The sequence below is a fragment of the Gemmatimonadaceae bacterium genome, from assembly GCA_019637355.1.
GTDB lineage: Bacteria > Gemmatimonadota > Gemmatimonadetes > Gemmatimonadales > Gemmatimonadaceae > Pseudogemmatithrix.
This window is the reverse complement of sequence record JAHBVT010000001.1, coordinates 534149-559194: the sequence shown is the minus strand read 5'-3', so window position 1 is coordinate 559194 and position 25046 is coordinate 534149. Positions and strand designations below refer to the sequence as shown.

Annotated in this window: 23 protein-coding genes; 12 read left to right on the top strand and 11 right to left on the bottom strand. The window is 67.1% G+C overall.

What is annotated here, in order from left to right; all coding sequences use genetic code 11:
• Positions 1 to 24: 24 nt before the first annotated feature.
• Positions 25 to 1167 (top strand): hypothetical protein, encoded by a 1143-nt coding sequence (locus tag KF689_02465; GenBank protein MBX3132237.1) that lies wholly within the window; start codon positions 25 to 27, stop codon positions 1165 to 1167.
• A complete protein-coding gene (locus tag KF689_02460) occupies positions 1164 to 3056 on the top strand; it encodes a hypothetical protein (protein MBX3132236.1) in 1893 nt (630 codons plus the stop codon). Before KF689_02465 ends, KF689_02460 begins: the two co-directional genes overlap by 4 nt.
• 12 nt (positions 3057 to 3068) lie before the next feature.
• Here KF689_02460 and KF689_02455 read toward each other — a convergent pair whose 3' ends face one another.
• From KF689_02455 to KF689_02435, 5 genes are all read right to left on the bottom strand, one after another.
• Positions 3069 to 4085, bottom strand: coding sequence for a bifunctional oligoribonuclease/PAP phosphatase NrnA (locus tag KF689_02455; GenBank protein MBX3132235.1), 1017 nt, complete (start codon positions 4083 to 4085; stop codon positions 3069 to 3071).
• An 11-nt stretch (positions 4086 to 4096) separates the two neighbouring features.
• Positions 4097 to 5566 carry an IMP dehydrogenase gene (guaB, locus tag KF689_02450; GenBank protein MBX3132234.1) on the bottom strand — a complete coding sequence of 490 codons (1470 nt, stop codon included), beginning with the start codon at positions 5564 to 5566 and terminating at the stop codon, positions 4097 to 4099.
• A 3-nt stretch (positions 5567 to 5569) separates the two neighbouring features.
• Positions 5570 to 5968, bottom strand: coding sequence for a hypothetical protein (locus tag KF689_02445; protein ID MBX3132233.1), 399 nt, complete (start codon positions 5966 to 5968; stop codon positions 5570 to 5572).
• Positions 5969 to 5976: 8 nt separating this feature from the next.
• The gene (locus tag KF689_02440) at positions 5977 to 6855 is read right to left on the bottom strand and encodes a hypothetical protein (GenBank protein MBX3132232.1); all 879 of its coding nucleotides are present in this window, start codon (positions 6853 to 6855) and stop codon (positions 5977 to 5979) included.
• A 128-nt stretch (positions 6856 to 6983) separates the two neighbouring features.
• Complete coding sequence (locus KF689_02435; protein ID MBX3132231.1) at positions 6984 to 8150, bottom strand: SH3 domain-containing protein; 1167 nt, start codon at positions 8148 to 8150, stop codon at positions 6984 to 6986.
• A gap of 103 nt (positions 8151 to 8253) precedes the next feature.
• Here KF689_02435 and gpmI point away from each other — a divergent pair, with 103 nt between their 5' ends.
• From gpmI to KF689_02390, 9 genes are read left to right on the top strand one after another with little or no spacing between them, the layout of a single operon-like run.
• Entirely contained in the window at positions 8254 to 9804 is a 1551-nt protein-coding gene (gene gpmI, locus KF689_02430; protein ID MBX3132230.1) for a 2,3-bisphosphoglycerate-independent phosphoglycerate mutase, read from the top strand.
• Positions 9801 to 10505, top strand: coding sequence for a hypothetical protein (locus tag KF689_02425; protein MBX3132229.1), 705 nt, complete (start codon positions 9801 to 9803; stop codon positions 10503 to 10505). The genes gpmI and KF689_02425 overlap by 4 nt, the downstream gene beginning before the upstream one ends.
• Positions 10506 to 10509: 4 nt before the next feature.
• The gene (locus KF689_02420; protein MBX3132228.1) at positions 10510 to 10929 is read left to right on the top strand and encodes a 6-carboxytetrahydropterin synthase; all 420 of its coding nucleotides are present in this window, start codon (positions 10510 to 10512) and stop codon (positions 10927 to 10929) included.
• The gene (locus KF689_02415; GenBank protein MBX3132227.1) at positions 10926 to 11657 is read left to right on the top strand and encodes a formate dehydrogenase accessory sulfurtransferase FdhD; all 732 of its coding nucleotides are present in this window, start codon (positions 10926 to 10928) and stop codon (positions 11655 to 11657) included. Before KF689_02420 ends, KF689_02415 begins: the two co-directional genes overlap by 4 nt.
• Before the next feature lie 11 nt (positions 11658 to 11668).
• Complete coding sequence (locus KF689_02410; protein MBX3132226.1) at positions 11669 to 12265, top strand: molybdenum cofactor guanylyltransferase; 597 nt, start codon at positions 11669 to 11671, stop codon at positions 12263 to 12265.
• On the top strand, positions 12258 to 12788 hold the full coding sequence (gene mobB / locus KF689_02405) for a molybdopterin-guanine dinucleotide biosynthesis protein B (protein MBX3132225.1): 531 nt from the start codon (positions 12258 to 12260) through the stop codon (positions 12786 to 12788). The genes KF689_02410 and mobB overlap by 8 nt, the downstream gene beginning before the upstream one ends.
• On the top strand, positions 12785 to 14410 hold the full coding sequence (gene dacB, locus KF689_02400) for a D-alanyl-D-alanine carboxypeptidase/D-alanyl-D-alanine-endopeptidase (protein ID MBX3132224.1): 1626 nt from the start codon (positions 12785 to 12787) through the stop codon (positions 14408 to 14410). The genes mobB and dacB overlap by 4 nt, the downstream gene beginning before the upstream one ends.
• The gene (locus tag KF689_02395) at positions 14410 to 15666 is read left to right on the top strand and encodes a molybdopterin molybdotransferase MoeA (GenBank protein ID MBX3132223.1); all 1257 of its coding nucleotides are present in this window, start codon (positions 14410 to 14412) and stop codon (positions 15664 to 15666) included. Before dacB ends, KF689_02395 begins: the two co-directional genes overlap by 1 nt.
• On the top strand, positions 15663 to 16385 hold the full coding sequence (locus KF689_02390; GenBank protein MBX3132222.1) for a class I SAM-dependent methyltransferase: 723 nt from the start codon (positions 15663 to 15665) through the stop codon (positions 16383 to 16385). Before KF689_02395 ends, KF689_02390 begins: the two co-directional genes overlap by 4 nt.
• 127 nt (positions 16386 to 16512) lie before the next feature.
• Here the strand turns inward: KF689_02390 and KF689_02385 are convergent, their stop codons facing one another.
• Entirely contained in the window at positions 16513 to 17724 is a 1212-nt protein-coding gene (locus tag KF689_02385) for a site-specific DNA-methyltransferase (GenBank protein MBX3132221.1), read from the bottom strand.
• Positions 17725 to 17806: 82 nt separating this feature from the next.
• On the opposite strand from KF689_02385, the gene KF689_02380 reads away from it, so the two are divergent.
• Entirely contained in the window at positions 17807 to 19150 is a 1344-nt protein-coding gene (locus tag KF689_02380; protein MBX3132220.1) for a DNA adenine methylase, read from the top strand.
• A gap of 1 nt (position 19151) precedes the next feature.
• Here the strand turns inward: KF689_02380 and KF689_02375 are convergent, their stop codons facing one another.
• The 5 genes from KF689_02375 to KF689_02355 all read right to left on the bottom strand — a co-directional run bounded on the left by KF689_02375 (position 19152) and on the right by KF689_02355 (position 24653).
• The gene (locus KF689_02375) at positions 19152 to 20102 is read right to left on the bottom strand and encodes a hypothetical protein (protein MBX3132219.1); all 951 of its coding nucleotides are present in this window, start codon (positions 20100 to 20102) and stop codon (positions 19152 to 19154) included.
• Positions 20103 to 20256: 154 nt separating this feature from the next.
• Positions 20257 to 20748, bottom strand: coding sequence for an isoprenylcysteine carboxylmethyltransferase family protein (locus KF689_02370; GenBank protein ID MBX3132218.1), 492 nt, complete (start codon positions 20746 to 20748; stop codon positions 20257 to 20259).
• On the bottom strand, positions 20748 to 22808 hold the full coding sequence (locus tag KF689_02365) for a 4Fe-4S dicluster domain-containing protein (GenBank protein MBX3132217.1): 2061 nt from the start codon (positions 22806 to 22808) through the stop codon (positions 20748 to 20750). Before KF689_02365 ends, KF689_02370 begins: the two co-directional genes overlap by 1 nt.
• Positions 22809 to 22923: 115 nt before the next feature.
• A complete protein-coding gene (locus KF689_02360; GenBank protein MBX3132216.1) occupies positions 22924 to 23901 on the bottom strand; it encodes an electron transfer flavoprotein subunit alpha/FixB family protein in 978 nt (325 codons plus the stop codon).
• The gene (locus KF689_02355) at positions 23901 to 24653 is read right to left on the bottom strand and encodes an electron transfer flavoprotein subunit beta/FixA family protein (GenBank protein ID MBX3132215.1); all 753 of its coding nucleotides are present in this window, start codon (positions 24651 to 24653) and stop codon (positions 23901 to 23903) included. Before KF689_02355 ends, KF689_02360 begins: the two co-directional genes overlap by 1 nt.
• Positions 24654 to 25046: the final 393 nt, after the last annotated feature.

Below are 25046 nucleotides of genomic sequence, written 5' to 3'. Positions count from 1 at the left end.
CGTGGGGCGCGCGCGCGGCGCGGAATGACGCTCGTCGAGATGATGATCGCCATTATGATCTTCAGCTTTATGATGGCCGGTGCACTTTCGATGCTGCGCAGCGAGAGCCGGCGGTTCCGGCTCGGCGGCGAACGGGCGGCGATGTACCAGAACGGTCGCTTCGCGCTCAACGAGATGGAGAAGGACCTGCGCACGTCGGGCGCAGGGGCGCCGGACATCCAGCCGCAGTTGGTGTACATCGCTGACAGCGTGCTGGTCTTCAACGCCAACTATTGGACCAACACCCCGGGCGACGTGGAGGCGGTGTACTTCTCCGCGGATGCGCCGGACAGCGCGGTCTCGGCGATGCGCACCACGTCGAAGATCACCATCCCGTTCTCGGGCGGCGTGCAGTATCCGGATACGAACTACACCGTCGGCGGCGTGAACTCGGCGGCAGAGACCATCACCTTCTACTTCGGCCGCGATTCATCGACGGCGCGCACAGACGACTACATCCTCTGGCGGCGCATCAACAACCTCGCGCCGGAGGTGGTGTCGACGAACATCCTGCGTACGCCCGGAGAGCCGTTCTTCCGGTATTTCCGTGCGTTCGCCACGGCAGCCAGTACGTGGATCGACACCGTGCCCCGGGCGTCGCTCCCGTGGCGACACCAGCGCCCCATTCACCTGTCCAACAGCGATACGGGCTCCTTCGCGCGGATCGACAGCGTGCGCGCGATCCGGGTCAGCTTCACGGTGACGAATGGCCGCGCTGGCACGGCCGCGGGGGAACAGACCCGGGCTCTGACCCGCCTGATTCGGCTCCCGAATGTGGGGCTGTCCTCCACGCGCACCTGCGGTGACGAGCCCCTCTTCACGTCGGCGATCACCGCGGTGGCCGGCATCAGCCCCGACAGCACTCGCTACGCCCGCCTCACGTTCGCCCCTTCCGTCGACGAGAACTCCGGTGAACGCGACGTCGAGCGTTATCTGATTTGGCGCCGCTTCGGCAGCATCGCTGACTGGGGCGAGCCGATCTTCGCGCTCCCTGGTGGCGACACCCTGCTGATCTTCAACGACCCGAACGTCATTCCGGACAGCACGTACCGCTACGCGGTCGCGGCGCAGGATTGCACGCCGACACTCTCGCAGCAACGCATCAGCAATCAGGTGACGATCCCATGACGAAGACCCGTATCCACGCGATTCGCCGACGCCTGCGGGCGCGTCCGGGCATCGCGCTCGCTATCGTGATGATGGTCTTTATGGCGGTGGCTGCCATCGCGGCCGGCGCCTCGTTCCTCGGCCTCAACACCGCGCTCGTGTCGAAGTATCACGACCGGCTATCGCTACTGGAGAGCGTCGCGGACGCCGGGCTCGAGCAGGCCCGCTCGGCGGTGAACGGCAACAAGGCCCTCTACCCTGATAGCGGATTCGTCGTGTACGAGAACGGCGTGACCGTCACCGACGCGGCCGGCAGCACCATTCCGGGCGTCACGCGGACCACGTACATCGGCCCCAGCGGCATCTCGACAGGCCAGTACGGCGTGTTCGGGAGCATCGTGGCGATCGCGCAGGATGCGCACGGCAACCGCGTCGTGCGCCGCCTCGAGGTGCGGCAGGAAAGCTTCGCGAAGTACTCGTACTTCACGGACTTCGAAGGCGTCATCGTGTTCGGCGCGAACGACGTGTTGTACGGCCCCGTGCACTCGAACGACAACATCATTCTGCAGAACGTGGCCCCTGGCGCGACCTTCTGGGGCCCGCTCAAGACCGCCGGTACGATTACGAACCGAAACCGCGGCAACTATATGGCCGGCTACGAAGAGAACGCTGCGGAGATCCCGTTCCCGGAGACGGCGGAACTGGCGCGACTACAAACGCAGGCCGCCGCCGGCGGGACCGCCTTCACGAGCTCGACGGCCGGCGGGGCGGGCCAGGCGACGATGCGCATCGAGTTCGTCGCCGTCGACCTCAATGGCGACGGCGACTCGACCGGCGTCGACGAGGGCTTCTTCAAGGTGTATCGCGTGTTCAACAATTCGGACGCGTGGTTCGTGGTGGCCGATACCACGGGCAACTGGGGCACCAACGGCTTGCGCAGCTCGCGCAACTGCGGGCACACGCTCGCGAGCGGTACGGGGTCGCACTCCCACTTCAAGACCTTCGGGCGCCATACCGGCACCAGCAACTCGTCTGACCAGCGGCCGTGGGCACCGAACAACGGGCAGAATCGCTTCTGCTTCCTCGGGGGCGACGACCGCCTGAACGACAACGTGAACACGGGGGCCAACCCCTACGGGACGTTCCGTGTCGCGAATGGCGGCATCATCGCCGGACGCGATGATTGGGGGATGGGCGAGTGGGTGCAGTGGACGGGGGCGGTCGATTCCCGTGTCACGGCGGCCCGCCCGCGCGACGCCGCGTTCCTCTGGCCGCTTTCGCGCGCCCTGAACCCGAACTTCAAGGGCGTCATCCACGTCACGGGCAAGGTCGCCATCAGCGGAAAGCTCCGCGGCTCGGTCACGCTCGCCGCGACCGGCAACATCATCATCGCCGACAACATCACCTACGTCACGAATCCCGGCAGCGGCGTGCCGTGCAACTCGCCCGCCCGCGACCTCCTGGGACTCATCAGCGGCCAGAACGTGGTGATGGCACACAACCTACTCAACTCTCCGTGGCGACCAGGACCAGGGACCACCGGGTCGTACCGGACCTGGAACAACCGCGGCGGCGACGAGGTCGTGCACGCCGTCGTCATCGCCCTGAACCAATTCACCGCGAATCAGTACGACCGGGGCCCGACGGACGTGGAGGATTGCCAAGGTGCGAACAACGAGCGTGGATGCCTGTTCCTGACCGGCGGCATCATCCAGCAATCGCGCGGCCCGGTCGGCATCACCGACGGTCGCGGGTACATCAAGCGCTACCAGTATGACGCCTGCGCCGGCGTGAATCCGCCTCCGTACTTCCCCACGACCGGGCACTTCATCAAGGGGCACTACTACGAAGTCGACCCCATCAACTTCAACATCAATACCTACTGGCAGGGTCTGATCCCCAGCCCGTAGTGCTGCGACACATCAGGCGCCTGAGGTCTGACGGCGAGCAGCGGCGAGGACCCGCGCCGTCACCTCCTCCAAGGTGCCCGCAATCAACGCACCTGAGGCGCGGGCGTGCCCGCCGCCGCCCAGCGACTGCGCGAGTTGGTGAACGTCCACGCCCGCCGTGCTGCGAAACGACACCTTCACCCGGCCGTGACCGAGATCGCGGAACAGCATCGCCAGGCGCACGCCAGCGATACTGCGCGGATACTCGGAGATGCCATCAAGGTCTTCGGTACCGATGCGATACGTCTCAAGCGCACCCGCCCGTATCGAAACCCACGCCAATCCGTTCACGAGATCGACCTCCAGCGTATCGAGCGCATCCCGTAACAGCAGCAGGCGCCCGAGCGGAACGCTGCCATAGATGCTTGCGTACATCTGCTCGGGGTCCACGCCGTGAGTGAGCAGGTCGGCGGCTACAGCGAGGCAGCGGGGTGAGGTGTTGCCAAAACGGAAACCGCCGGTATCGGTGACCAAGGCCGTGTAGAGCGACTTGGCGATGGGCGTGGTGATGCTGAGGCCGCGTTCGCGCGCGAAGTCGTAGACGAGCTCCGCCGTCGCGCAAGCGGCAGTGTCGCTCAGCATCACAGCACCCGGCGGCTCGGCGCCCGGCAGGTGATGGTCAATGACCAGCGCGTCTTGCGGTTTCGAGCGCACGGCGTCAGCCAAACCGCCGAGACGCCCCAAGTCGGAGATGTCGAGTACGACCACGCGATCCACGCGAGCAATCGCCTCGACGCCTTCGGCCGTTCGATCCTCCACGTCCTCGCCAAGCAGCCAGCGGAACAGCTCCGGGTAGGGCGTCGGGTTCACGATGATGGCGCGGATGCCCATCTGGCCGAGGAGTCGGGCGAAAGCCGTCTGCGACCCGCAGCCGTCGCCGTCGGCGTTGATATGCGTAGACAGCGCCACGGTCATCCCGGGATGCAACTCCCCCGCCAAGCGGGCAATGGCCTCGCGACGGACGAGGGAAACAGTCAGCAGGTCGTGCACGCGTGCGACCTCTACACGGAGTAGTTGGGCGCTTCGCGCGTGATGGTCACGTCGTGCGGGTGCGACTCGCGCAGGCCGGCCGGCGTGATGCGCACGAACTCAGCCTGCGTGCGCAGTTCGTCGATGCTGCCGCAGCCGGCATAGCCCATTCCGCTGCGGAGGCCGCCGACCATCTGGTAGAGCACGTCGCCGACGGGACCCTTGTAGGGCACGCGTCCCTCGATGCCCTCGGGCACGTACTTCTTGGCGCTCATCTCGCCGTCCTGGAAGTACCGGTCGGCGCTGCCGTCCTGCATCGCGGACAGCGAGCCCATCCCGCGGATCATCTTGAAGCGGCGGCCCTCGGCGAGGATGCTCTCACCCGGGGACTCTTCGGTACCAGCCAGCATCGAGCCCATCATCACGGTGGACGCGCCGGCGCCGATGGCCTTCACGATGTCGCCCGAATACTTGATGCCACCGTCAGCGATGATGGGGACGTCACCGGCGCCGGCGACCGCGTCCATCACCGCCGTGAGCTGCGGGACGCCGATGCCCGTGACCACACGCGTGGTGCAGATGGAGCCCGGACCGACGCCGACCTTGATGGCGTCCACGCCGCGCTCGACCAGCGCCTTGGCGGCGGCCGTGGTGGCAATGTTGCCGGCCACGAGCTGCACGCTGGGGAATGCCTCGCGCACCTTGGCGGTGGCGTCGAGCACGCCCTGCGAGTGCCCGTGGGCGGTGTCGACAATCAGCGCGTCGACGCCGGCATCGATGAGGGCCTTGGCGCGCGCCAGGTAGTCGCCGCCGGCACCGATGGCCGCCGCGACGAGCAGGCGCCCTTCGCCGTCCTTGGCGGCGTTGGGGTACTGGCGGCGCTTGTGGATGTCCTTGACGGTGATCAGCCCGATGAGGCGACCGTCCTTCTCGACGACGGGCAGCTTCTCGATGCGGTGCTTGCCCATAATCTGCTCGGCTTCGTCCAGCGAGGTGCCGTGCGGCGCCGTGATGAGGCCGTCCTTGGTCATCGCGTCGCTAAGCGGGCGGTCGAGCTGGCGCTCGAACTGCAGGTCACGGTTGGTGATGATGCCCACCAGCTTGCCGTTGCCGTCCACCACCGGCACGCCGCTGATGCGGAAGCGGGCCATCAGGCCCACCGCTTCGCGCAGCGTGGCGCTGGGCTGCAGCGTGATCGGGTTGCGGATCATCCCGCTTTCCGAGCGCTTCACGCGGTCCACCTCGGCCGCCTGGCGGTCGATGGCCATATTCTTGTGCAGCACGCCGATGCCGCCGGCCCGAGCCATCGCGATGGCCATCTCGGATTCGGTGACGGTGTCCATCGCCGCCGCGACGAGCGGGACGTGGAGCGTGATGCCGCGCGTGAAGCGCGTGGTGGTGGAGACGTCCTTCGGGTGGACGAGCGAGTGCCGCGGGACGAGGAGTACGTCGTCGAAAGTCAGCGCGGCGTCGGCGCGAATGCGGTCAGATGGGTGGCCCATCTATCAAGATAAACCGGAGCGGTCCTTCTCATCTAGCGAGGGAGGGGCCTCTGGTGAGGTCGGCTTCGGCGGCGCCGCGGCCGGCGGCGCGCCCGGCTTGGCCTGCGCAGTGCCGACGATGTCACCGGCCATCGACGCGCCGGCGGCGGCCACGCCGCTGAGCACCCCCATTGCCTTGCTCATAAAGCCCATCGCCTCGGCCACCGTCGAGGCCGAAAGATTGCCGGCGCGGAGGGTGTCCTCGACGCCCTCGGCGAAGCGCTGCAGCACGTTGGGCGCCGGGGCCTGGCGCTGGGCGTACTTGGACTCGAGGAACTCGACGTAATCGAGCACCTGGTAGAGTCGATCCTCGGGCAGGGCCTCGAGGCGGCGCAGGATGCGGTCGCGCAGGATCTCGTGCATTCCTGAAGCTACTGCAATCCCCAGCGCGCGCGCTCCCCCCGGGTGTCCACGTGGAGGAAGTGTCCGTTGCCACCGTCCCGGCGGTAGACACCGATGCCGCCGACCAGGTCGGGGTGCTCCGCCTCGATGGCGCGGATGACCCGGACCAGCCAGCGGGCATCGCCGAGGTCGCGGCGACCGTCGCGGTCGAGGTCGTCGAGGCGGCCGTCGCCGTCAGCGTCCACGATGAAGTCTGCCGCGTCCCCGTACTGGTGGCGGGAATCGGGCGACAAGGCCGTGCGGGCGCCGCCCAGCGTCACGTTCGGGGTGCGGAACGCCGACATCATCCGGAGGCGCGGTGCGGCGATGCCTGAGTCCCGGAGCGCGGTCAGAATGAGCTCGAGCTTGTCGACCAACCGAAGTTCCAAGACCAAGGGCTTGGGCCAAACTTCGGCCTGCGCATCGCGTTCGGGGAGGAAGTCGCCGAGCGTGAAGTGCGTGGAAATCATCAGGGACTGCATCTCCGGCGTCACGGCGATGAAGCCCGCCGGGAGTGCGTCCTGCGGCGATCGGGCCGGGCGGCGCTCGGCGGGCCAGCGGCCGACGCGATAGGCGCCGACGCGGCCGTCCCGCTTGCGGTCGAAGGGGAGCAGCGTGATGAAGTGAAAGACGCCACCCCCGGCAGAGTCGCGGAAGGTGTAGACCGGCGGGATGAGTGTGGGGGGCTCGGAGGGCCCGGCGGCGATGGTGCGGGCGGTGTCTGCCGCGGGGGCGGCGACGTAGGCGCGGAGCTGCCCGCTATGGCCGCGGAGGGATTCTGGGATCGCTGGTGCGGCGTCTCGGGCCTGATGCTGCGGGGATGCGGCGGCCTGGCCGGCTGCGGAGCCCGAGAGGGCGGCAGCGAACAACAGGGCGATAGGAACGGATCGTCGTCGTCGGTCGAGCATAGCAAATCGTACACTTGCTCGGACACACGGGGAATACCCGTCAAAACTGTCTAAATGGTCAGCTCGGGTCACTGACCGAATGAACAGGATTACTTTCGTACGATGGAGATGAGTTCCAGGATGGGCGCACCGGTGGGGTTTGAACGCCCCGTGCGCACGCGTGCGGTCAGCAGCACGTTGGCCAGGGGCTGGAGCGCCCGTGCCTCGTCGAGCATCCGCGCGGGCACCGTGATGTAGAGGATCGCGTCCTCGCCGGTGGGGCCCATCGCGAGGAGGAAGGGTTCATCCCGTTCCATATCGCGTCGGAGGGGATCGGCGGTCTGCATCCCCACCACCTGGACCTCCCAACGGACAATCTTGCCCCGATGACCGTCGGGGTTGGCTCGCAGGTCCGCGGCGGTGAGCGCGGAACCGAATGCCGTGTCCGCGGGGACGAACAGCGACTCCGGCACCCAAGCCTCAAGCTGAATCTTGACCCAACCGCGGTCGCGGGTCTGCGGGGTCACAACGGCACCCGCTTCCAGTTGCCCAAGTAGTGGACCATTGGGCCCCTGACGAAGCTGAGCTGACCGTTCGGACCGGAGCGATCCGGCGGGTCCGGTGGCTCTCGGCGCCGCTCCAGCGGCTGGCGCGGCAGAGGCAGGGGTCGTCGACTGGCTGGCCGCTCCCGGCTGGCCCCCTGTGGTCGTCTGGCCTGTGGTAGCAGGCGGATTGGCGCCAGCACCCGCGCTCGGTGCGGCTGGCTGGGCTCCCGGCCGAGCGGTGGGAGCTGGGGCGCCGGTGATCGGCGGCGGCGTCGGCGGCCGGTTTGGGGTCGTGGTGGCGCCGCTCGGGGCGGACGCAGCCTGCACCACAATCGACCCCGACGGCACCCAGACCTCGCGGCGGATCCGAGCCCAGGTCTCGCGGCGTTCGAGGATGCGGACTCCGGCCCCGGCCCGGAAGCTCCCGAGGATGGCCCCTTGGAGCGATGGCTGCTGCCGAATCCGGAGGTTGGCCGTCCCGCCGATGGTCACCGGGAAGGAGTCGCGGGGTCCGGCGAAGCGCGAAGCGTCGATCCAGGCCTCGATCGTCACCGACGTGAAGCCGTTGCGCGTGGCTCCGGTGGGCCAGGTGGTGCCGCTGCGCAGTGTGGCGACGATGCCACCACCGGGCGACGACGAGACGTCCACGTCGGCGGTGAGGCGTCCCTGCTGCGCCGAGAGCGGCGAAGCGAGGAGCAGGGCAACGGCAAGTTGGCGGCGCAGCAGGTGCATCGCTGGTAGGGGGGCGTGGGCGAGAATAGATTGCGCGGGTGGTCGTGCCACTCGTCGCGCGACGCTATGCGAAGTTATACCCCCTTACTGGCACTGGCCAACTATGGCATCCCGGGTGGACCGCCCCGTCGTGCTCGTCGTTCTCGACGGCTGGGGCTTCCGCGACTCGTCCGAAGGCAACGCCATCCACGCGGCGCACACCCCGACTTGGGACCGCCTGTGGGCGCGCGCGCCGCGCACGCTGCTCGACGCCAGCGGTCTCGCGGTGGGCCTGCCCGAGAGCCAGATGGGTAACTCGGAGGTCGGCCACCTCAACCTCGGCGCCGGCCGCGTGGTGATGCAGGACTTGGTGCGCATCGGCGAGAGCATCCGCCAGCGGACGTTCTTCGAGATCGACGCCCTGCGGGCGGCCTGCGCGCAGGTGCGGAAGTCCGGCGGCACCCTGCATCTGCTGGGCCTGGTGGGCGACGGTGGCGTGCACGGCCACGACGACCACCTGCTGGCGCTCGTGGAATTGGCCGCGCGCGAGCGCGTGCCACGCGTGGCGCTGCACCTGCTGCTCGACGGCCGTGACACCCTGCCCCGCTCCGGCCTCGGCTACGTCCGCGAACTCCTCACGCGCGTACAGGGCCGCGCCGAGGTGGCGAGCATCGGCGGGCGCTACTTCGGGATGGACCGCGACCGGCGCTGGGCGCGCACGCAGAAGTGCTACGATGCGGCGGTGCGCGGCAGCGGGCCCACCGCCCGCGATCCGCTTGCATTCATCACGGGCAACTACGAGCGCGACGTCACCGACGAGTTTATGGAGCCGGCGGTGATCGTCCGCGACGGCGCGCCGCTGGCCCCGATGCGCGACGGTGACGCGGTGATCACGTGGAACTTCCGCTCCGACCGGATGCGGCAGATCGTGCGGGCGCTCACCGACCGGGAGTTCGACGGCTTCGACGTGGACGACCGCCCGCGCCTGCACGTGGCGACGATGACCCAGTACGACCAGACCTTCGGGCTTCCGGTGGCCTTCGAACCGTTCTCGATGGCCAAGATCGTGGCCGAGGTGCTGGAAGACGCCGGGATGAGCACGCTGCGCACGGCGGAAACGGAGAAGTACCCGCACGTGACATACTTCTTCAACGGCGGCAACGAAGTGCCGTACCGGGGCGAGGAGCGCATCCTCGTGCCGAGCCAGCAGGTGGCGACCTACGACCTGATGCCGGAAATGAGCGCGCCGGGTATCACCGATGTGCTCTGCAAGGCGATCGAGTCGAAGTCCCACGAGTTCACTTTGTGCAACTATGCCAACGGCGATATGGTCGGGCATAGCGGCAACTTTGCGGCAACGGTGCGTGCCTGCGAGGTGGTGGATGAGCAGTTGGCGCGCATCGTCGCGTCGGTTGGCAAGAGCGGCGCGCGGTTGTTGATCACGGCCGACCACGGCAACTGCGAGATGATGCTGGACCCTGCAACCGGTGGGCCGCACACGGCCCACACCACGAATCCTGTTCCCTTCCTCATCGTCGAGGATGGCGAGGCGGTGCCCCTGCGGAGCGGCGGTGCGCTCTGCGACGTCGGCCCCACCGTGCTCTCGCTGCTCGGCGTCGACCGGCCGTCGGAGATGACGGGCCGCGACCTGCGACTGATTGGAGTCCCTGCGTGACCTACCGTATTCGCGCGTTCGCCGCGCTCCTGGTTTCCTTCGCCGCCACGCCTGCGTCCGCGCAGGTCGTGGGTCACCTGCCCGAGAAGAGTCCCTACGTGGACGCGCCGGGGCGGCATATCCTGACCACGTACCTCGGCTACCTCGCGAGCGTGAGCGAGCCGGCGGACGTGGGGCCCAAGGGCAGCCTCGTCCTGGCGGCGGCGTACGACTATGACTTTCCCAGCGCGTTCTTCCTGACGATGCGCGCCGGACTCGCGCCGACGGCGGAGCGCAACATCCGCGACCCGCTCTTCAGCGGGCCGCAGAGCTACGTGGGGACGCGGCGCGACCCGCTGATGTTCTTCGATATGGGCCTCGCGGCGTCACTCACCGGCGAGAAGGCCTGGAACGGGATCGCCCCGCGGCTGTTCCTGAACACGGGGTTCATCGGCTCGTGGAACGACAGCTACGACATCGGCGAGTACCGCTTCGGCCCCAAGCTGCACGTCTCGTACGGACTCAACCTCCGTGGCGTCACCGGCCGCGACTGGGAGTGGCGCGCCGAGCTCACGCGGATGCTCTACCGGATGAACTACCCGAACAGCTTCACCGAGGATGGCTCGACGATCGACGAATCGATCCTGGGCTCCAACCGCAAGAATCCCTGGGTGGGCCAGACGACGTTGATGCTGGGCATCGCGCGGGTGTGGGGCCGCTGAGCCGATGCGCGCTACGCTGACGCGCCGCGTCGTCTTCTCTGCGGCGCACCGCTACCGCCGCCCGGAATGGGACGAAGCGAAGAACGCCGAGGTCTTCGGCGTCTGCGCGCATCCCAACTGGCACGGCCACACCTACACGGTGGACGTCACCATCGGCGGTGAGATCGACCCGCTGACGGGGTTTTGCGCCGACCTGATGGCCTTCGACCGCGCGATGCAGCGTGAAGTGTTCCAGGCCCTCGACCACAAGAACCTCGTGCTCGATGTGCCTGAGTTCGCGGAAGGCAGGGAGATTCCGTCCAGCGAGAACGTGGCCTGGTGGATCGCGCGCAAGGTGCAGGCGGCGCTGGGCGACGCGACGCGGGTGCTGCGTGTGCGGATATCCGAGGAGCCCAACCTCTGGGCCGAGGTCGAACCGGGATGACGGCGCTGCCGGACGGCGCGCCCCGCCTCGATGCGGTGGACGAGACTCCCGTCTGGCTCGAGGTCAATGGCGAGCCGGCCGTCACGTGGATGTGCACGCCAGAGCAGCTGCCGGAACTCGTCGTGGGCTGGTGCTTCGGCGAGGGCTACATCGACGCCAAGGCCGACCTGCTCTCGATGCGCCCCTGCGCCAAGGAGCCCGGGTTCTGGGTGACCGTGCCAGAAGACCGGTACCGGACGGTGGAGGGGCAGGAGCGCCGCCGCGTGTTGGCCTCGGGCTGCGGCGCGGTCACGACGATCCTGGGCTCGCTCTCCAACGTGCCGCGGCGCAGCAGCCTGCCTGCGATTCCTGACCTCGCGCAGACGCGGGCGCTGTTCAAGGAGCTGTTCGCGCGCGGCGAGCGCTACAAGGACACGGGCGGCATCCACGCCGCCGCGCTCACGGACGGCCAGACGCTGCTCACGCACGCCGAGGACATCGGCCGCCACAACGCGGTGGACAAAGCCCTCGGCGCACACATCCTCGCGGGCGCGCGGCCCGACGACCTGATGCTGCTGGTGACCGGACGCATCTCCGGCGAGCTGGCCTTCAAAGCAGCGCGCGCGCGCATCGCGGTGGTGGCGACGCCCAGCGTGCCGAGCTCGATGGCCGTGGAAATCGCGAAGGCGGCGGGGATGGTGTTGCTCGGACGCGCCGTGAGTGGCCAGCCGCAGGTGTGGCGCCCGTGAGCTGCACGGGGGTGATCCTTGCGGGCGGCGCGGCATCGCGATTCGGCGGGGCGCCCAAGGGCCTCGAGCGCGTGGAGGGCCGCCGCATCATCGACCGCGTGGCGTCGGCGCTGCGTGAGGTCACGGACGAGCTCCTGCTCGTGGCGAACGCCGACGGGGCCGCGGAGTGGATTCCGGGCCTGCGCACGGTGGCGGATCTGCGCCAGGGGCTCGGCGCGCTGGGCGGGTTGCACGCGGCGTTGGCGCAGGCCGACGACGACATCCTGCTCGTGGCTTGGGATATGCCCTTCGTCTCAGCCGCGCTGTTGGGCGAGATGCGGCGACTCGGCGAGGATGGTGATGAAGCAGTGGACGTGGTGATTCCCGAAAGCGATGGCTCGCGACGCGGCGTGGAGCCGCTCTGCGCCTGGTATTCTCAGCGCTGCTTGAATGCCGTCTCGCAGACGCTGGACGCCGGCGACCTGCGCGTGATCGGCTTCCACGAGCAGGTGCGCGTGCGGCGATTGCCGGTGACGCGGGTGAGGGACTTCGGCGATCCGCTGCGTCTGTTCAGCAACGTGAACACGCCGGACGACCTTTCCGCGCTCGCGGGGCAGGCCCGTGACTGAGCGCCTTCCGCCGATGCTTGGCATCGTCGGCCGCAAGCACGCGGGCAAGACGACGCTGGTCGTGCGCCTCTGCGCCGAGCTCACGCGGCGCGGGCACCGCGTGATGACGCTCAAGCACGGTTCGCACACGTTCAACATCGATCCGGCCACCACGGATACGTACCGGCACTATCACGAGGGCGGGGCCGCGCGCGTGGCGATGGCGTCGCCGGACAAGTTCGCCGTGGTGGAGCGGTGGGCGGAGGAACTCGCACCGGAGGAGATCGTGCGGCGGCATCTCGCCGACGCGGACCTCGTGCTCTGCGAGGGCTTCAAGCGCTCGCCGATGCCGAAGGTGGAAGTGCACCGACGCGCGGCGCATCCGGCGCCGCTGTGGCCGGCGGAAGCCGCCGTTCCGGACGCGTGGCGCGCAATGCTCACCGATGCGCCGCCGGACGGGTTCCCGGGTACGATCTTTCACCTGGATGATTCGCACTGGCTGGCGGCGCTGGCAACCTGGATCGAGACTGAGGTGATGCAATGACGCAAGGACAGCGCGCCCTGTTGCTCGCATCGCTGGCGGCATTCGTCGCGGCGGGATGCCAGGCGTCGCGCTCGGCGCCAGCGAGCGATCCGGCGCCGGCGGACACGGCCGTGCTGCGGCCGCGGATCTTGACGGAGTCGCTGCCGCCGGTGGACACGGCGGTGCCGGGCGGCATCATCATCACCGAGACCACGGAGATGACGCGGCCGCCGCGGCGGGCGACGCGACTTGGGCTGGTGGCGTATGCCGACTCGCTCATCGACGATCCGATGTTCCGTTCGGCGCACTGGGGCGTGCTGATCGTGGACCCTGAGCGCGGCGACACGCTGTACTCGCGGAACGCGGGCAAGCTCTTCGTACCAGCATCGAACACCAAGCTCGTCACCGGCGCGGTGGCGTTGGCGCAGCTTGGCGCGGACTACCGCTATAGCACGCGCGTGCTCGGCCGCACGCCGCGACAGGGCGTCCTGAGCGGCGACCTCGTCGTCGTGGGCCGCGGCGACCCGTCCGTGAGTGACTCGCTCAGCGGCGACGCGATGGCACCGCTGCGCGCGCTGGCCGATTCGCTCCGCGCGCGGGGCATCACGCGGGTGACGGGCCGACTCATCTCCGGCGCCAACACCTTCCCCGGCGACACGCTGGGCCGTGGTTGGGCTTGGGACGATCTCAACGCCGGCTACGCCGCCCCGGTGGACGAACTGCTCTTCAACGAGGGATTCGCGCGAGTGACCGTGTACGGCGGGGCGCGGCCCGGCACGCCGGTGCGTGTGCTCACCGCGCCCACTACGACGCTGCCTCGGCTCGGCCGCGTCAGCGTCCAGACGGTGCAGAACTGCTGTATGCAGCGCTCGCGCGTGGTGACAAGCTACGACTTGCGCGGCGCGCATCCGCTGCTGCAGCTCGACGGCACGGTGCGGGCCAACGACTCGGTCGTGGTGAACGTGGCCCTGCGGAACCCGAACGCCGCATTCCTCGAGGCGTTCGCCGAGGCGCTGCGCGAACGCGGGATCACGGTCGCCGGCGGCGTGGTGAGCGACACCATCGCCGATACGACAGGCCTCGCCACGCTGGCCACGCACCGCTCGCCGCCCCTGCCTGCGATCCTTGCGGCGTTCCAGAAGCCCTCGCAGAACCAAATCGGCGAGATTCTGCTGCGCACTCTCGGCCTCGAGCGCAGCGGGGTCGGCACCGCCGACAGCGGGCTTGCGGTGGTGCGCCGGCAGCTCGCGGACTGGGGCATCGACTCGTCGATGGCCGTGCTGCGCGACGGCAGCGGGCTCTCGCGACACAACTTCCTCTCGCCCGAGGCCATCGTGCGCCTGCTCGACCGAATGCGGCAGCGCGAGGACTTCGACGGCTGGTTCCAGTCGCTGCCCGTCGGCGGCGTGGACGGCACCATCCGCGAGCGCACCCGCGGCACCCTGGCCGCCGCCAACGTGCGCGCCAAGACCGGCACGCTCGACCGCGTGCGTTCGCTCTCCGGGTACGTCACCACCGCCGACGGACGCGTGCTGCTCTTCTCGATGCTGGCGAACAACCACACCGTCCCGACGCGGGAGGTCGAGCGCGTGCAAGACGCACTGCTCGACTGGCTCTCGCAGATGACCCTGCTCTACCGCTGATGCTCACCGTCCCCGAGGCCGCGACGCGCATTGTCGCGTCGGTCCAGCCGTTGCCGTCCGTCTCAGTGCCGCTGGCCGAGGCGGTGGGCTGCGTCCTCGCCGCCGACGCCGTCTCGCCGATCACGCTCCCACACTGGGACAACTCGGCGATGGACGGCTATGCCGTCCACGGCGCCGACGTCGCCGGCGCCAGCGAGCAGTCGCCGCGGACGCTGCCGGTGGTGGGCAGCATCGCGGCCGGCGCCGCCGTCCCGCGGGCGCTGGCGCGCGGCGAGGCGATGCAGATAATGACCGGCGCGCCGATGCCGCCCGGTGCCGACTCGGTCGTGCGCGTCGAGGACACCGACGCCGGCACGGCCACGGTGCAGGTCCGCAAGGACCGCGACATCGGCAAGAACATCCGCCGCGCTGGTGAAGACGTGCGCAGCGGTCAGGTCGCCATTCCGGCCGGCACGCCGATCGGCGCGGCGCAGGTGGGCGTGTTGGCGAGCATCGGCTTCGCCGCCGTGCCGGTGCATCGCCGCCCGCGCGTGGCCATCCTCGGCTCCGGTGACGAGCTCGTGGAACTCGATGGTTTCGCCGAGGTGTTGGCGGGACGTCGCATCGTCAGCAGCAACCGGTACACGCTGGAATCGCTGGTGCGGCTCAACGGCGGCGAGCCGATCGCGCTTGGGCACGCGCCGGACTCGCTCGAGGCCGTGCGTGCGCTGCTGCAGCGCGCCGTGGATGCCGCGCCGGACTTGATCGTGACCTCCGCCGGCGTGTCGGTGGGCGAGCACGACCACACGCGCACGGCAATCGAGTCGATGGGAACGGCACTGGACTTCTGGCGCGTACGGATGCGTCCCGGCGCGCCGCTGGGCTTCGGTCGCGTCGCCGGCATCCCGTGGGTGGGGCTGCCGGGCAATCCGGTGAGCGCGATGGTGACCTTCGAACTCTTCGTGCGCCCGGCGCTGCGCCGGATGCTCGGGCACACTCGCGTGCATCGCCGCCCGGTGCCGGTGACGCTGGAGGAGCCTGTGAGCATCGGCGCCAAGCTCACGCATTTCTACCGCGCCATCGTCGCGCCGCGGGCGGACGGCCGGCTCGGTGCGCGGCTGACGGGACCGCAGGGTTCCGGTATCCTCACGTCGATGTCCCTCGCCAACGCGCTGCTCATCGTCCCTGAAGACGCCACGACCGTCGCCGCAGGCGAAACGCTGCACGCCTTCCTCCTCGGCGACGATGCCGGGCTCGGCGAGCAGTGCACGCTGTGAGTGCGCCGCGCGACGTTCCCGAGGCGATTCATCGACGGTTCGTGCTGGCGGAGCAGGTCGTGTCGCTGCCAGGCCTGGACGTGCAGGTGCTCAAGCCACGCAACTCGGACGACCTCATCTCCGAGGCCGACTACGTGCGCGACGAGCGGCTGCCGTACTGGGCCGACCTGTGGGCGTCGTCGGACGTGCTCGCGGCGTACCTGCTGACCAATCGTGAGGCGCTGTGGGCGATGCCGGCGGTGCAGGAGTCCGTCTCGCGCGGCGCGGCGCCGGCGGCAATCGAACTTGGCTGCGGGCTCGGCGTACCGAGCATCGCCGCGAGCCACGTGGGCTTCGACGTGCTCGCGACCGATTACTACGAGGACGCGCTGCTGTTCGCGGCACACAACGCTGAGCGCACGTTGGGACGCGCGGTCCGCACGCGGATGGTGGACTGGAACGCGATGCCGGCGGACCTCGGGCAGTTCGCGTTGGTGTTCGCCGCCGATGTGCTCTACGAGCTGCGCTATGCGCCGCTGCTGCTCGATGCGGTGACGCGGACGCTGGCGCCCGGCGGTCTGTTTGTGCTGGCGGACCAAGGACGCGTGGCACTGTCGTCGTTTCTTGAGCTGGCCACGGCGCGTGGCTTCGATTGGCGCGCGACGCTGCGCGTAGACCCGCAGCCGCACGAGAAGAAGCCGAGCATTACGATCTACGAGCTGCGGCACAAACGCCTTTGAGTTAAGTGGGCGGAGCCTCCCACGACAACCAAAGTGCTCAGCGGACTTTGACGCGCGTGACACTACGCTTCGCGACGAACAGGCAAATGTCGCAGTACAACTCGACGATAATCACGAACTGCGTTGGCTAACCGCCGAGCGTTGCCCTTGAATCCCGTCGGCTACCGAGTCGCCCGAAACGGAAGCCTCCTCCGCCGTTCCAACCGACATCGACTGAGATTCCTCCCGATTCACCGCGAATCACCTCCCGCAGTCTCTTCACCGCGTGTGATACGACATGCTCACCTCTCTCGATGCCAATGAACTGTCGATTGGTCTTGAGCGCCACCGCTGCGGTCGTGCCAGAACCGAGGTACGGATCAAGAACCAAGTCGCCTGGGTCCGTGGCGATCTCCACAATTCGCCGCAGAAGCCCCTCAGGCTTTGGTGTATCAAACGCTTCAATCGAGGGCAGCAATGCCATCTGATGGCGCTTCGCCTGCGAGGTCGTGCTCACCTCCGCAGCCCGCCATAGAGTCTGAGGGACTAACCCACGCACCTTGTCTCGAAGGAATCTCTTGATTCGTGGCACAGCATTGCCGTCGTAGCCAAACCATACCTGTTTTGAGTCGATCAGTTCCCGCATCCTGTCCTCTGAATATACCCAACACCTTCCCTTCGGAGGTCGATGAAGTCGGCCGTTCGGCGCACGCAAGGCATAGAACTGCGACTTGGTTGCGTGCCCCGCCTGCACATTCGCGGAAACCGACTGCCATGGGCCTCGAGGATCGCCGTCCGGATTTGAATACCGGCGGAAGACCTCGGGGGTCAATGGCAACAGATTTCTCGTGCGCGCGAAGGCACGTGCATCCTTCGCATACACAAGCACGTACTCATGATTGGGTGAAAATGCGCGCCGATTCTCCCTAGTCGTTCGGTGCTCCCAAACCACGGTAGATATGAAGTTTTGCCGTCCGAACACTGCATCAGCCTCTACCTTCAAGTAGTGGAGCTCATTGTCATCAATTGATATCCACAGACTGCCGTCCTCTGAAAGAAGCTCTCGCACAAGAGCCAATCGCGTGCGCATGTCTCGCAGCCACGTAACGTGCGAGACATCATCAGAATAGTGCAGGTAGTTCTCACCGTTGTTGTACGGCGGGTCCAGATATGCACAGCGCACACTTCGTGGCTGACTCTCCACTAGCGCACGAAGGACTTCGCTATTCTCACCCTGCACCACCCAAGACCGAGTCTCGCGCTCGCCGAATGAATGCTTGCGCACCTCTAAGAACGGCGTGCGATTCGAAAGGTCGCCACGGCCAAGTGCCTCAACCTTGCCAAGCCCAGTCCTCGTCATGTCCGATAATGTAAATTGAAGTTGCTCCACAAGCGAACACTGGACGCTCCCTGGTACGGCACCTGTACCTCAATACTCCCGCATGGACCGGAAATACGCACTCTCGCCGTCGGAGCACCTGCCCTTCCGGCCGATACACTACCTCGGATCAAAGCTTCGGATCCTGGACGCGGTGATCGGCAGCATTCGAGATGCCGCACCCAAAGGTCGCGCGGTCGATCTCTTCTCAGGATCAGGAACCGTCGCGCATTCCTTGTCTCGCGAACGTCCAGTGATAGCCGTAGACATCCAGGAGTACGCCAGGGTACTAGCCAACGCTCTGTTTATCGGCGGAGCGGCCGGCCTGACCACACCAAGTCGGGATCAGCTACTGCGCTCGAGTCCCGAGTTGCAGGTCGTACTGGACTGCATCAAGCCGCTAATCAAGTACGAAGCATCGCTCGAGCAAGCCGCCGCTACAGGATCGTTCGAACGCTTGGCGGACTTCCTAGCCGAATGCCCCCTGCTGACACTGCCTGCCCAGGGGGTGCGCACGCCCGCCTCCGTCGAGGTGCTTCATGACACCGTTCGCCGTTTGAGGGAGGCGGACCTTTGGGGCGCACCTCAAACGCTCGCGCTACGGCATTTTGGTGGTGTGTACTTCTCCTTCGCGCAAGCGTTTGAGATTGACCTCTTGTTGAACTTCGCCCACCGCAAGTCCGGATCTGCCAGGGACGTGGCGGTGGGTGCAGTGCTGTCGTCAGCTAGCCACGCAGTCAGCTCGATTGGCAAGCAGTTCGCGCAGCCGATCAGCCTCCGGACAAGAGCTGGCCAATACAAGCCCCACGTCGTTGAAAAGCTTCTGCAGGAACGCAACAAAAGCGTACACGCACACTTCGCGGCCGCGGTTGAACGGTTCAATGCAAGTGAGGGGCGTCCGACTAGCCGAGCGGAACGAGCGGACTACCGGGAGTTTCTAGCACGACGCGACGAGGAGTACTCGGTCATCTATGCGGACCCTCCGTATACTCGAGACCACTACAGTCGATACTACCACGTCCTGGAGACGCTCGCATTGAGAGACGAACCGATGATTACGCAATCGAACTTAGGCGACGCGCGTCCGAGCCGCGGAGTCTACCGTGCGAATCGACACCAGTCACCGTTTTCGATTCGCTCGCAGGCACCCGACGCGTTTAGGCAACTGTTTGCTCTCGCTCGCCGCCACGACTGTCCGCTTGTGCTGTCGTACTCTCCGTTTGACAAGGCCGCGGGGTCGCATCCACGCACTATCGACCTCTCCACGCTTGCCGATCTCGCGCACGGGCAATTCGCGAGCGTGCGAATTGTGTCGGCCGGGGCTTTCCGCCACAGCAAGCTGAATTCGCGATCGCGCGCCCTAAGAGCATCCAGTGAGGCAGAACAGATATTCATCTGCTCGCCGTAGGCTAGTCCTCGACACTGGATACGGAGAGGATTGGCAGACTTGGCACTGCCACTTGGAGTTGCGCCAATCCAATGGTCACCCGGCGCATTCTTCCGGGTGTCACACCCGCAAGGCTATTGAGGAGCTCCTGAAGGTCGTCGTAGCGCGCATCGTCAGGCATGACAAGCGAGTACAAGATGGTTCCGAACTGAGTCTTGATGAACACTGCAGTCGGCCGACCAACAGCCGGATAGTTCAATCCCGACGCGGCACCAAGCTCGAATCGGAAGTTGTGACTTGCGACGTCGACGCTCGGCCGGCTCTCGACTGCGTCAACGCTTCCGTCAGCATTCACGTGCTGAAGCACAATCCTTCGTCGTGACCCGACCTTCGCGCCAAAGTAGCCTGTGTAGACGTCTCGGCTGAAGTTCGCCTGGTTCCACCGCGTTGAACCCTTCGGAATTTCGGCCAACAGTACCGAGTCCACCTCGTCGCCAAGATGCGTCGACGAGTCAAGGTGACCTGACTCAGCCTCGAGAATGGGCTTGGCTGCAAATGACGACTTGTTCGACGCGACGGCCGCAGCCACCAGAGGGTCCGTGAGATCTCGCAGGAAGCTCTTGTGAGCAAGGACCCAAGAATCCCAGCTCTTGCGAACTGACTTTAGCTGTGACTTGTCGAGTCGTACCTGCGCAAAGGCTTCCCAGTTCGCGCGAAGGCCCGCTACAGTCAGGTTTCCGGATCCTGCCAGGAGAGCCCCTCCTGAACTGCCGGCAAACCAGCTAACCTTCGGGTGAAATATCGAGCCTTTGCGCTCGTGCACAAATGCCTTGACTCGAAGGCCCGCGTGAACCTTCATCAACTCCGCAAGAAGCGAGATCGCCTTCGGCGTGGTAATTGCATCGACACCGACCACCATCTCGAAAGAACTGGAGTCGAGGAAAGACTTGAACTCCTTGTCCTGCAGGAGCAAGCGAACGCCCTGAGGAGTTGCCCAAGCAAACGCTGCTGCTCCTGCAGTTCGGCCCGCGGAAGCGTCGAGGAGCTGCTCAAGGAGTGTCGGGATCTCTGGCGTAACTGGACTTTGCATCGTTAGCATTGCGATCCTCAACCCTGTTAATTGGAAGTCACATCCAGCGTCGCACCTGCGTGAGGTAGCGCTCGTAGGGCGCACCGAACTTGCGTGACAGGTAGGCTTCCTCCCGCGCGATCACCCAGTTGTTGGTCGCGGCGACGGCAGGCACCGCCATCAGCACCACCGCCAGCGTGTCCGTCCACAGACCGATACCCACCTGCAGCAGCGCAAAGGCGAGGTATATCGGGTTTCGCGTGAGCGCGTAGGGCCCGTCGGTGACGATGGCCGTGGTGGGCTTCCACGGACGCACATCCGTGTGGTGGCGCTTGAGGGCCAACCACGCCCAGGCGCCGAGCGCGACGGCAATGCCGGTGAAGATGATGCCGAGCCCGCCCCAGCGTTCCGGGCGCGCCGACATCGGCTTGAGCCAGTGCACACCGAAGCCGATGAGCATCGCCACGATGAACACCACCGGCGGCTTCACCGGCAGGTTCGGGTGGTCCGGCGGCAGTTCGACGAGCGAGGGCGTCCCAGAGTCGGACATCAGCGCAGTTGCTGCGCCACGACTTCGGCGATGTCGTACACGGGCACCTCGGCGCCCTTGGCCTTCACGCCATCGGCCATCATCGTCATACAGAACGGACAGGCCACCGCGACCGCGTCGGCCTTCGTCGCCAGCGCTTCCTCGGCGCGCTCCACGTTGATGCGCTTGCCGACGGTCTCCTCCATCCACATCCGGCCGCCGCCGGCGCCGCAGCAGAGGCCCTTGTCCTTGCTGCGCGGCATCTCGACGAGGTTCATCACCGGCAGGGCGCGCTTGAGCGTCTCGCGCGGCGCATCGTACACGTCGTTATAGCGGCCGAGGTAGCAGGAGTCGTGGTAGGTGAACGAGCGCACCGGGCCGTGCAGCTCCTCGCGGATCGGCACGCGGCCTTCGGCCATCAAGTGCTCGATGTACGTGGAGTGGTGGATGACGTCGTACTCACCGCCGAACTGCGGATACTCGTTGCCCAGCTGGTGGAAGCAGTGTGGGCAGGCCGTGACCACCGTCTTCACGCCGTACTTGCCCAGCGTCTCGACGTTGTCCTTGGCGAGCATCTGGTAGAGGTACTCGTTGCCCATCCGGCGCGCCGGGTCGCCGTTGCACTTCTCCTCCTGCCCGAGGATCGCGAACTTCACGCCCGCGGCCTGCAGGATCTGCGCGAAGGCGACGGTGGTCTTCTTGGCGCGGTCGTCGAAGGAGCCCATACAGCCCACCCAGTACAGCACCTCGGGCGACTCGCCGCGCGCGGCCATCTCGGCCATCGTCGGGATGTGCATCCCCTCCGCCCACTTGGCGCGGTCGCCGGGATCGAACGCCCAAGGCGAGCCGCTGGTCTCCAGCGACTCGAAGGCCGGCATCATCTCTTCGGGGAAGCGCGACTCGGCGAGGACGAGATTGCGGCGCAGCTCGTTGATGACGCTGAGTTGGTCGATGCTCACCGGACATTCGTAGACGCAGGCGCGGCAGGAGGTGCAGGCCCAGAGCTCCTCGTCGGTGATGTACCCGCCGAGCAGCGGCTTGTCGGCGAGCCCGGCCGGCGCGTCGGCGCGCAGGGTGGCGACGCCGCCGGCGCCCTGCTCCATCCACGGCAGCTTGGCCTCGAGCCGCTCGCGCACGTTGATCATGATCTTGCGCGGCGAGAGCAGCTTGCCCGTGGTGTTGGCCGGGCAGACGCTGGTGCAGCGCCCGCACTCGGTGCAGGCAAAGCCGTCGAGCAGCGACTTCCAGCTCAGGTGCTCCACGTCCGACGCGCCGAACTGCTCGGCGTCGGCGCCTTCGAAGTCCAGCGGGCGCATCGTGCCGACGGCACCCGGCCCGCTGGTGTTCGAGAGGAAGGTGTTCGGCAGCGAGGCGACGACGTGCAGGTGCTTGGAGTACGGCAGGTAGTTCAGGAAGCCGAGCACGAGCAGCGCGTGTGCCCACCAGAACAGCGCGTGCATCAGTTGCGGCGCGGGCATCCCCTCGCGGAATCCGACGAGGAGCAGCGTCTTGGCGATCGGATAGCTGACCGGGAAGGCGCTGGCCATCTCGTCCGGCGAGGCAATGAAGTGGAAGGCCTCGGCCAAGAACATCGTGATCATCAGCGCCGCGATCCAACTGAGGATCAGCAGCGGGTCGTTCGGATGCGTCTCGGCGCCCTCGAGGCGCGGCACGCGGCGCGTCAGGCGGCGCCAGAGCGCGAAGGAGACCATCGCCAGCACGATGGCGGCGAAGCCCTCCTGGCTGAGCACGTAGAGCCGGTACGCCGCTTCAGGCAGGAAGTTGGCGTAGCTGAAGCTCGGGAGGACCCCCGCGATGAGGAACTCGGTGGTGCTGGCGCCGAGCACGCAGAAGCCCCAGAAGATGAGGGCGTGCATCGGGCCCGCGATCGAGTCGCGGAAGATCTTCTCCTGGAAAATGCCGATGCGCAGGAAGTTGCCGACGCGCGTAGGGATGGCATTCCAACGGATGTCGTCGAGGCGTCCGAGGCGCAGGTAGCCGACCAGACGCTGGGCGTTGTAGGCGAAGAAGCCCAGCGCGAGGGCGATGATCGCGAGGAAGAGTCCGTTGACGGGGGGCATAGCGAAAAAGCTACTGCGCGCGACGGACGCGCACCAATGGGAACGACTTCGTCGGAGAATGACGAAGGGGACCCCTGAGGGTCCCCTTCGGACTCGTTCACCTTCCGTGGCTGACTCAGGCCTTCGCCTTCTTCACCGCCTCCGTCAGCACCGGCAGGATCGTCAGTACATCTCCCACGATGCCATAGTCGGCGATCTTGAAGATCGGCGCGTCCTTGTCCTTGTTGATCGCGACGATGGTCTTGGACGTGCGCATCCCCGCGAGGTGCTGGATCGCGCCCGAGATGCCGCAGGCCACGTACAGATCGGGCGACACCAACCGACCCGTCTGGCCGATCTGGTCCGAGTGCGGACGCCAGCCGTCGTCAGTGACGGCGCGCGTGGCACCGACCGCCGCGTTGCCGAACGCCGCCGCGAGGTCCTCGACGAGCTTGAAGTTCGCCGCTTCCTTGAGTCCGCGGCCGCCGGAGATGATCACCGGCGCCTCTCCGAGGTCGAGTTTGGCGGCGTTGCCGGCTGCCGTCTCGGTGACCTTCACGCGCGTGGCGCTGGGGTCGCCGGAGGGCGCGAGCGTCTCGACGGTTCCGGCCTTGGCGTTCTCCTTGGGGAGGAATGCGCCCGGCCGTACGCTGACCACGGCCGGCGTGGCCGTGAGCGTCAGCGTCTGGATCACCTTGCCCGTGTAGCCCGGGTGCGTGACCGTGATGCCATTGCCACCGACGGCGAGCGTCGTGACATCGGAGGCCATCGGCACGCCGAGCTTGGCGGCGACGCGCGGCGCGACGTCTTTGCCGGTCGCGGAGGCCGGCAACACCACACCGGCGTAGCCGCCCTTCGCCTTGTCGGCGAGCGTGGCGCTCACCGCTTCGGGGTTGTTGTGCGTGAAGCCGGCGTGCTCGACGACGAGCACGACGTCGGCGCCGTGTGCGCCCAGCGCGGCGGCGTGCTTAGCGATGCCAGCCGCTCCGAAGAGCACGGCGTGCACTTGGCCGCCCTTGGCGTCAGCGATGACACGAGCCGCGGCCACGGCCTCGAGGCCGGCGCGACGCAGCTCTCCGCCGCGCGTCTCGGCGAATGCGAGGATGTTCGACATTAGAGAACCTTCGCCTCTTCCTTGAGGAGACGGACGAGCTCAGGCACCGCATCCGGGCCCTCGCCGATGATCTTGCCGGCCGCGCGCTCCGGCGGCAGCGCCATCGCGTCGAGCGCGAGGCGCTCGGCGGGCAACTGCGCGGGCTTCACGTCCAGCGGCTTCTTCTTGGCGGCCATAATCCCCTTGAGCGACGGGTAGCGCGGCCGCGCGATGCCTTCGTCGATGGTCACCACGGCCGGCAGTGCGCACTCGACCAGTTCGTAGGCGCCTTCGAGCTCGCGGCGCATCTTCGCGGTCGTGCCCTCGAGCTCCAGCTTGGAAATCGCCGTCACGCAGGGCAGGCCGAGCAGCTCGGCGGCGATCGCACCCACAGCGCCGTGCGCCGTGTCGATGCTCATCCGGCCGAACATAATGAGGTCGTAGCCGCCGTCCTTGAGTTCGGCCGCCAGCGCCGTCGCGACGGCGAAGGAATCGACGGACGCTCCGTCGTGCTTGAGCTGCACCGCGCGGTGCGCCCCCATCGACATCGCCTTGCGCAGGGTCTCCTGCACGACGTCGCCACCCAGCGAAATTACGGTCACTTCACCAGCGCCGGCCTTCTCAGTGATCTGGATGGCGGCTTCCACGGCGTAGCCGTCAAAGTCGGACATATCGAACTTCAGCCCCGTCTCATCTACGGCCTTGCCGGAGGGGGCGATCTTGAAGCGGACGTCCATATCGGGGACGCGCTTGAGGCAGACGGCAATCTTCACTGGGAATCTCGGCTGAGAGTGCAGCGGGAAAGATAATCGGGGGAGCGGGCGTGGGCGGAGGCCGTGCGCTGGCTCCGGGGCGCTGGGACAGATCCCGCATCAGGTCCAAGGCGGCCTCGTGCACGAAGGAGGAGCGGTCGGCGGTGCGCATCAGGGCGATGGTGCGCGCGCCGACCCCGCGCTGGTAGAAGGCGTTGGGGCGCGACGAGCGGAAGGTGCGTGTATCGCGCTGCGCCAGAGGACTGACAGTCAGCGCCGCGTCCACCATCTTCTTTCCGAGGCTCGCTGCGGGCTGGGGTTCAGACTGACGGGCGCCGAACGAGGCATCCGATTCCCCGGAGATACCAGCGGGCCTCTCGCTTTCCAGCGACGACAGTTCGTGGTCGTAGAACC

Coding starts and splice junctions, on each gene's coding strand:
- gpmI (MBX3132230.1), top strand. CDS start 8,254: ATGGCATCCCGGGTGGACCGCCCCGTCGTGCTCGTCGTTCTCGACGGC.
- KF689_02395 (MBX3132223.1), top strand. CDS start 14,410: ATGCTCACCGTCCCCGAGGCCGCGACGCGCATTGTCGCGTCGGTCCAG.
- KF689_02435 (MBX3132231.1), bottom strand. CDS start 8,150: ATGCACCTGCTGCGCCGCCAACTTGCCGTTGCCCTGCTCCTCGCTTCG.
- KF689_02370 (MBX3132218.1), bottom strand. CDS start 20,748: ATGTCCGACTCTGGGACGCCCTCGCTCGTCGAACTGCCGCCGGACCAC.
- guaB (MBX3132234.1), bottom strand. CDS start 5,566: ATGGGCCACCCATCTGACCGCATTCGCGCCGACGCCGCGCTGACTTTC.
- KF689_02415 (MBX3132227.1), top strand. CDS start 10,926: ATGACGGCGCTGCCGGACGGCGCGCCCCGCCTCGATGCGGTGGACGAG.
- KF689_02445 (MBX3132233.1), bottom strand. CDS start 5,968: ATGCACGAGATCCTGCGCGACCGCATCCTGCGCCGCCTCGAGGCCCTG.
- KF689_02465 (MBX3132237.1), top strand. CDS start 25: ATGACGCTCGTCGAGATGATGATCGCCATTATGATCTTCAGCTTTATG.
- KF689_02365 (MBX3132217.1), bottom strand. CDS start 22,808: ATGCCCCCCGTCAACGGACTCTTCCTCGCGATCATCGCCCTCGCGCTG.
- dacB (MBX3132224.1), top strand. CDS start 12,785: ATGACGCAAGGACAGCGCGCCCTGTTGCTCGCATCGCTGGCGGCATTC.
- KF689_02420 (MBX3132228.1), top strand. CDS start 10,510: ATGCGCGCTACGCTGACGCGCCGCGTCGTCTTCTCTGCGGCGCACCGC.
- KF689_02460 (MBX3132236.1), top strand. CDS start 1,164: ATGACGAAGACCCGTATCCACGCGATTCGCCGACGCCTGCGGGCGCGT.
- KF689_02385 (MBX3132221.1), bottom strand. CDS start 17,724: ATGACGAGGACTGGGCTTGGCAAGGTTGAGGCACTTGGCCGTGGCGAC.
- KF689_02380 (MBX3132220.1), top strand. CDS start 17,807: ATGGACCGGAAATACGCACTCTCGCCGTCGGAGCACCTGCCCTTCCGG.
- KF689_02360 (MBX3132216.1), bottom strand. CDS start 23,901: ATGTCGAACATCCTCGCATTCGCCGAGACGCGCGGCGGAGAGCTGCGT.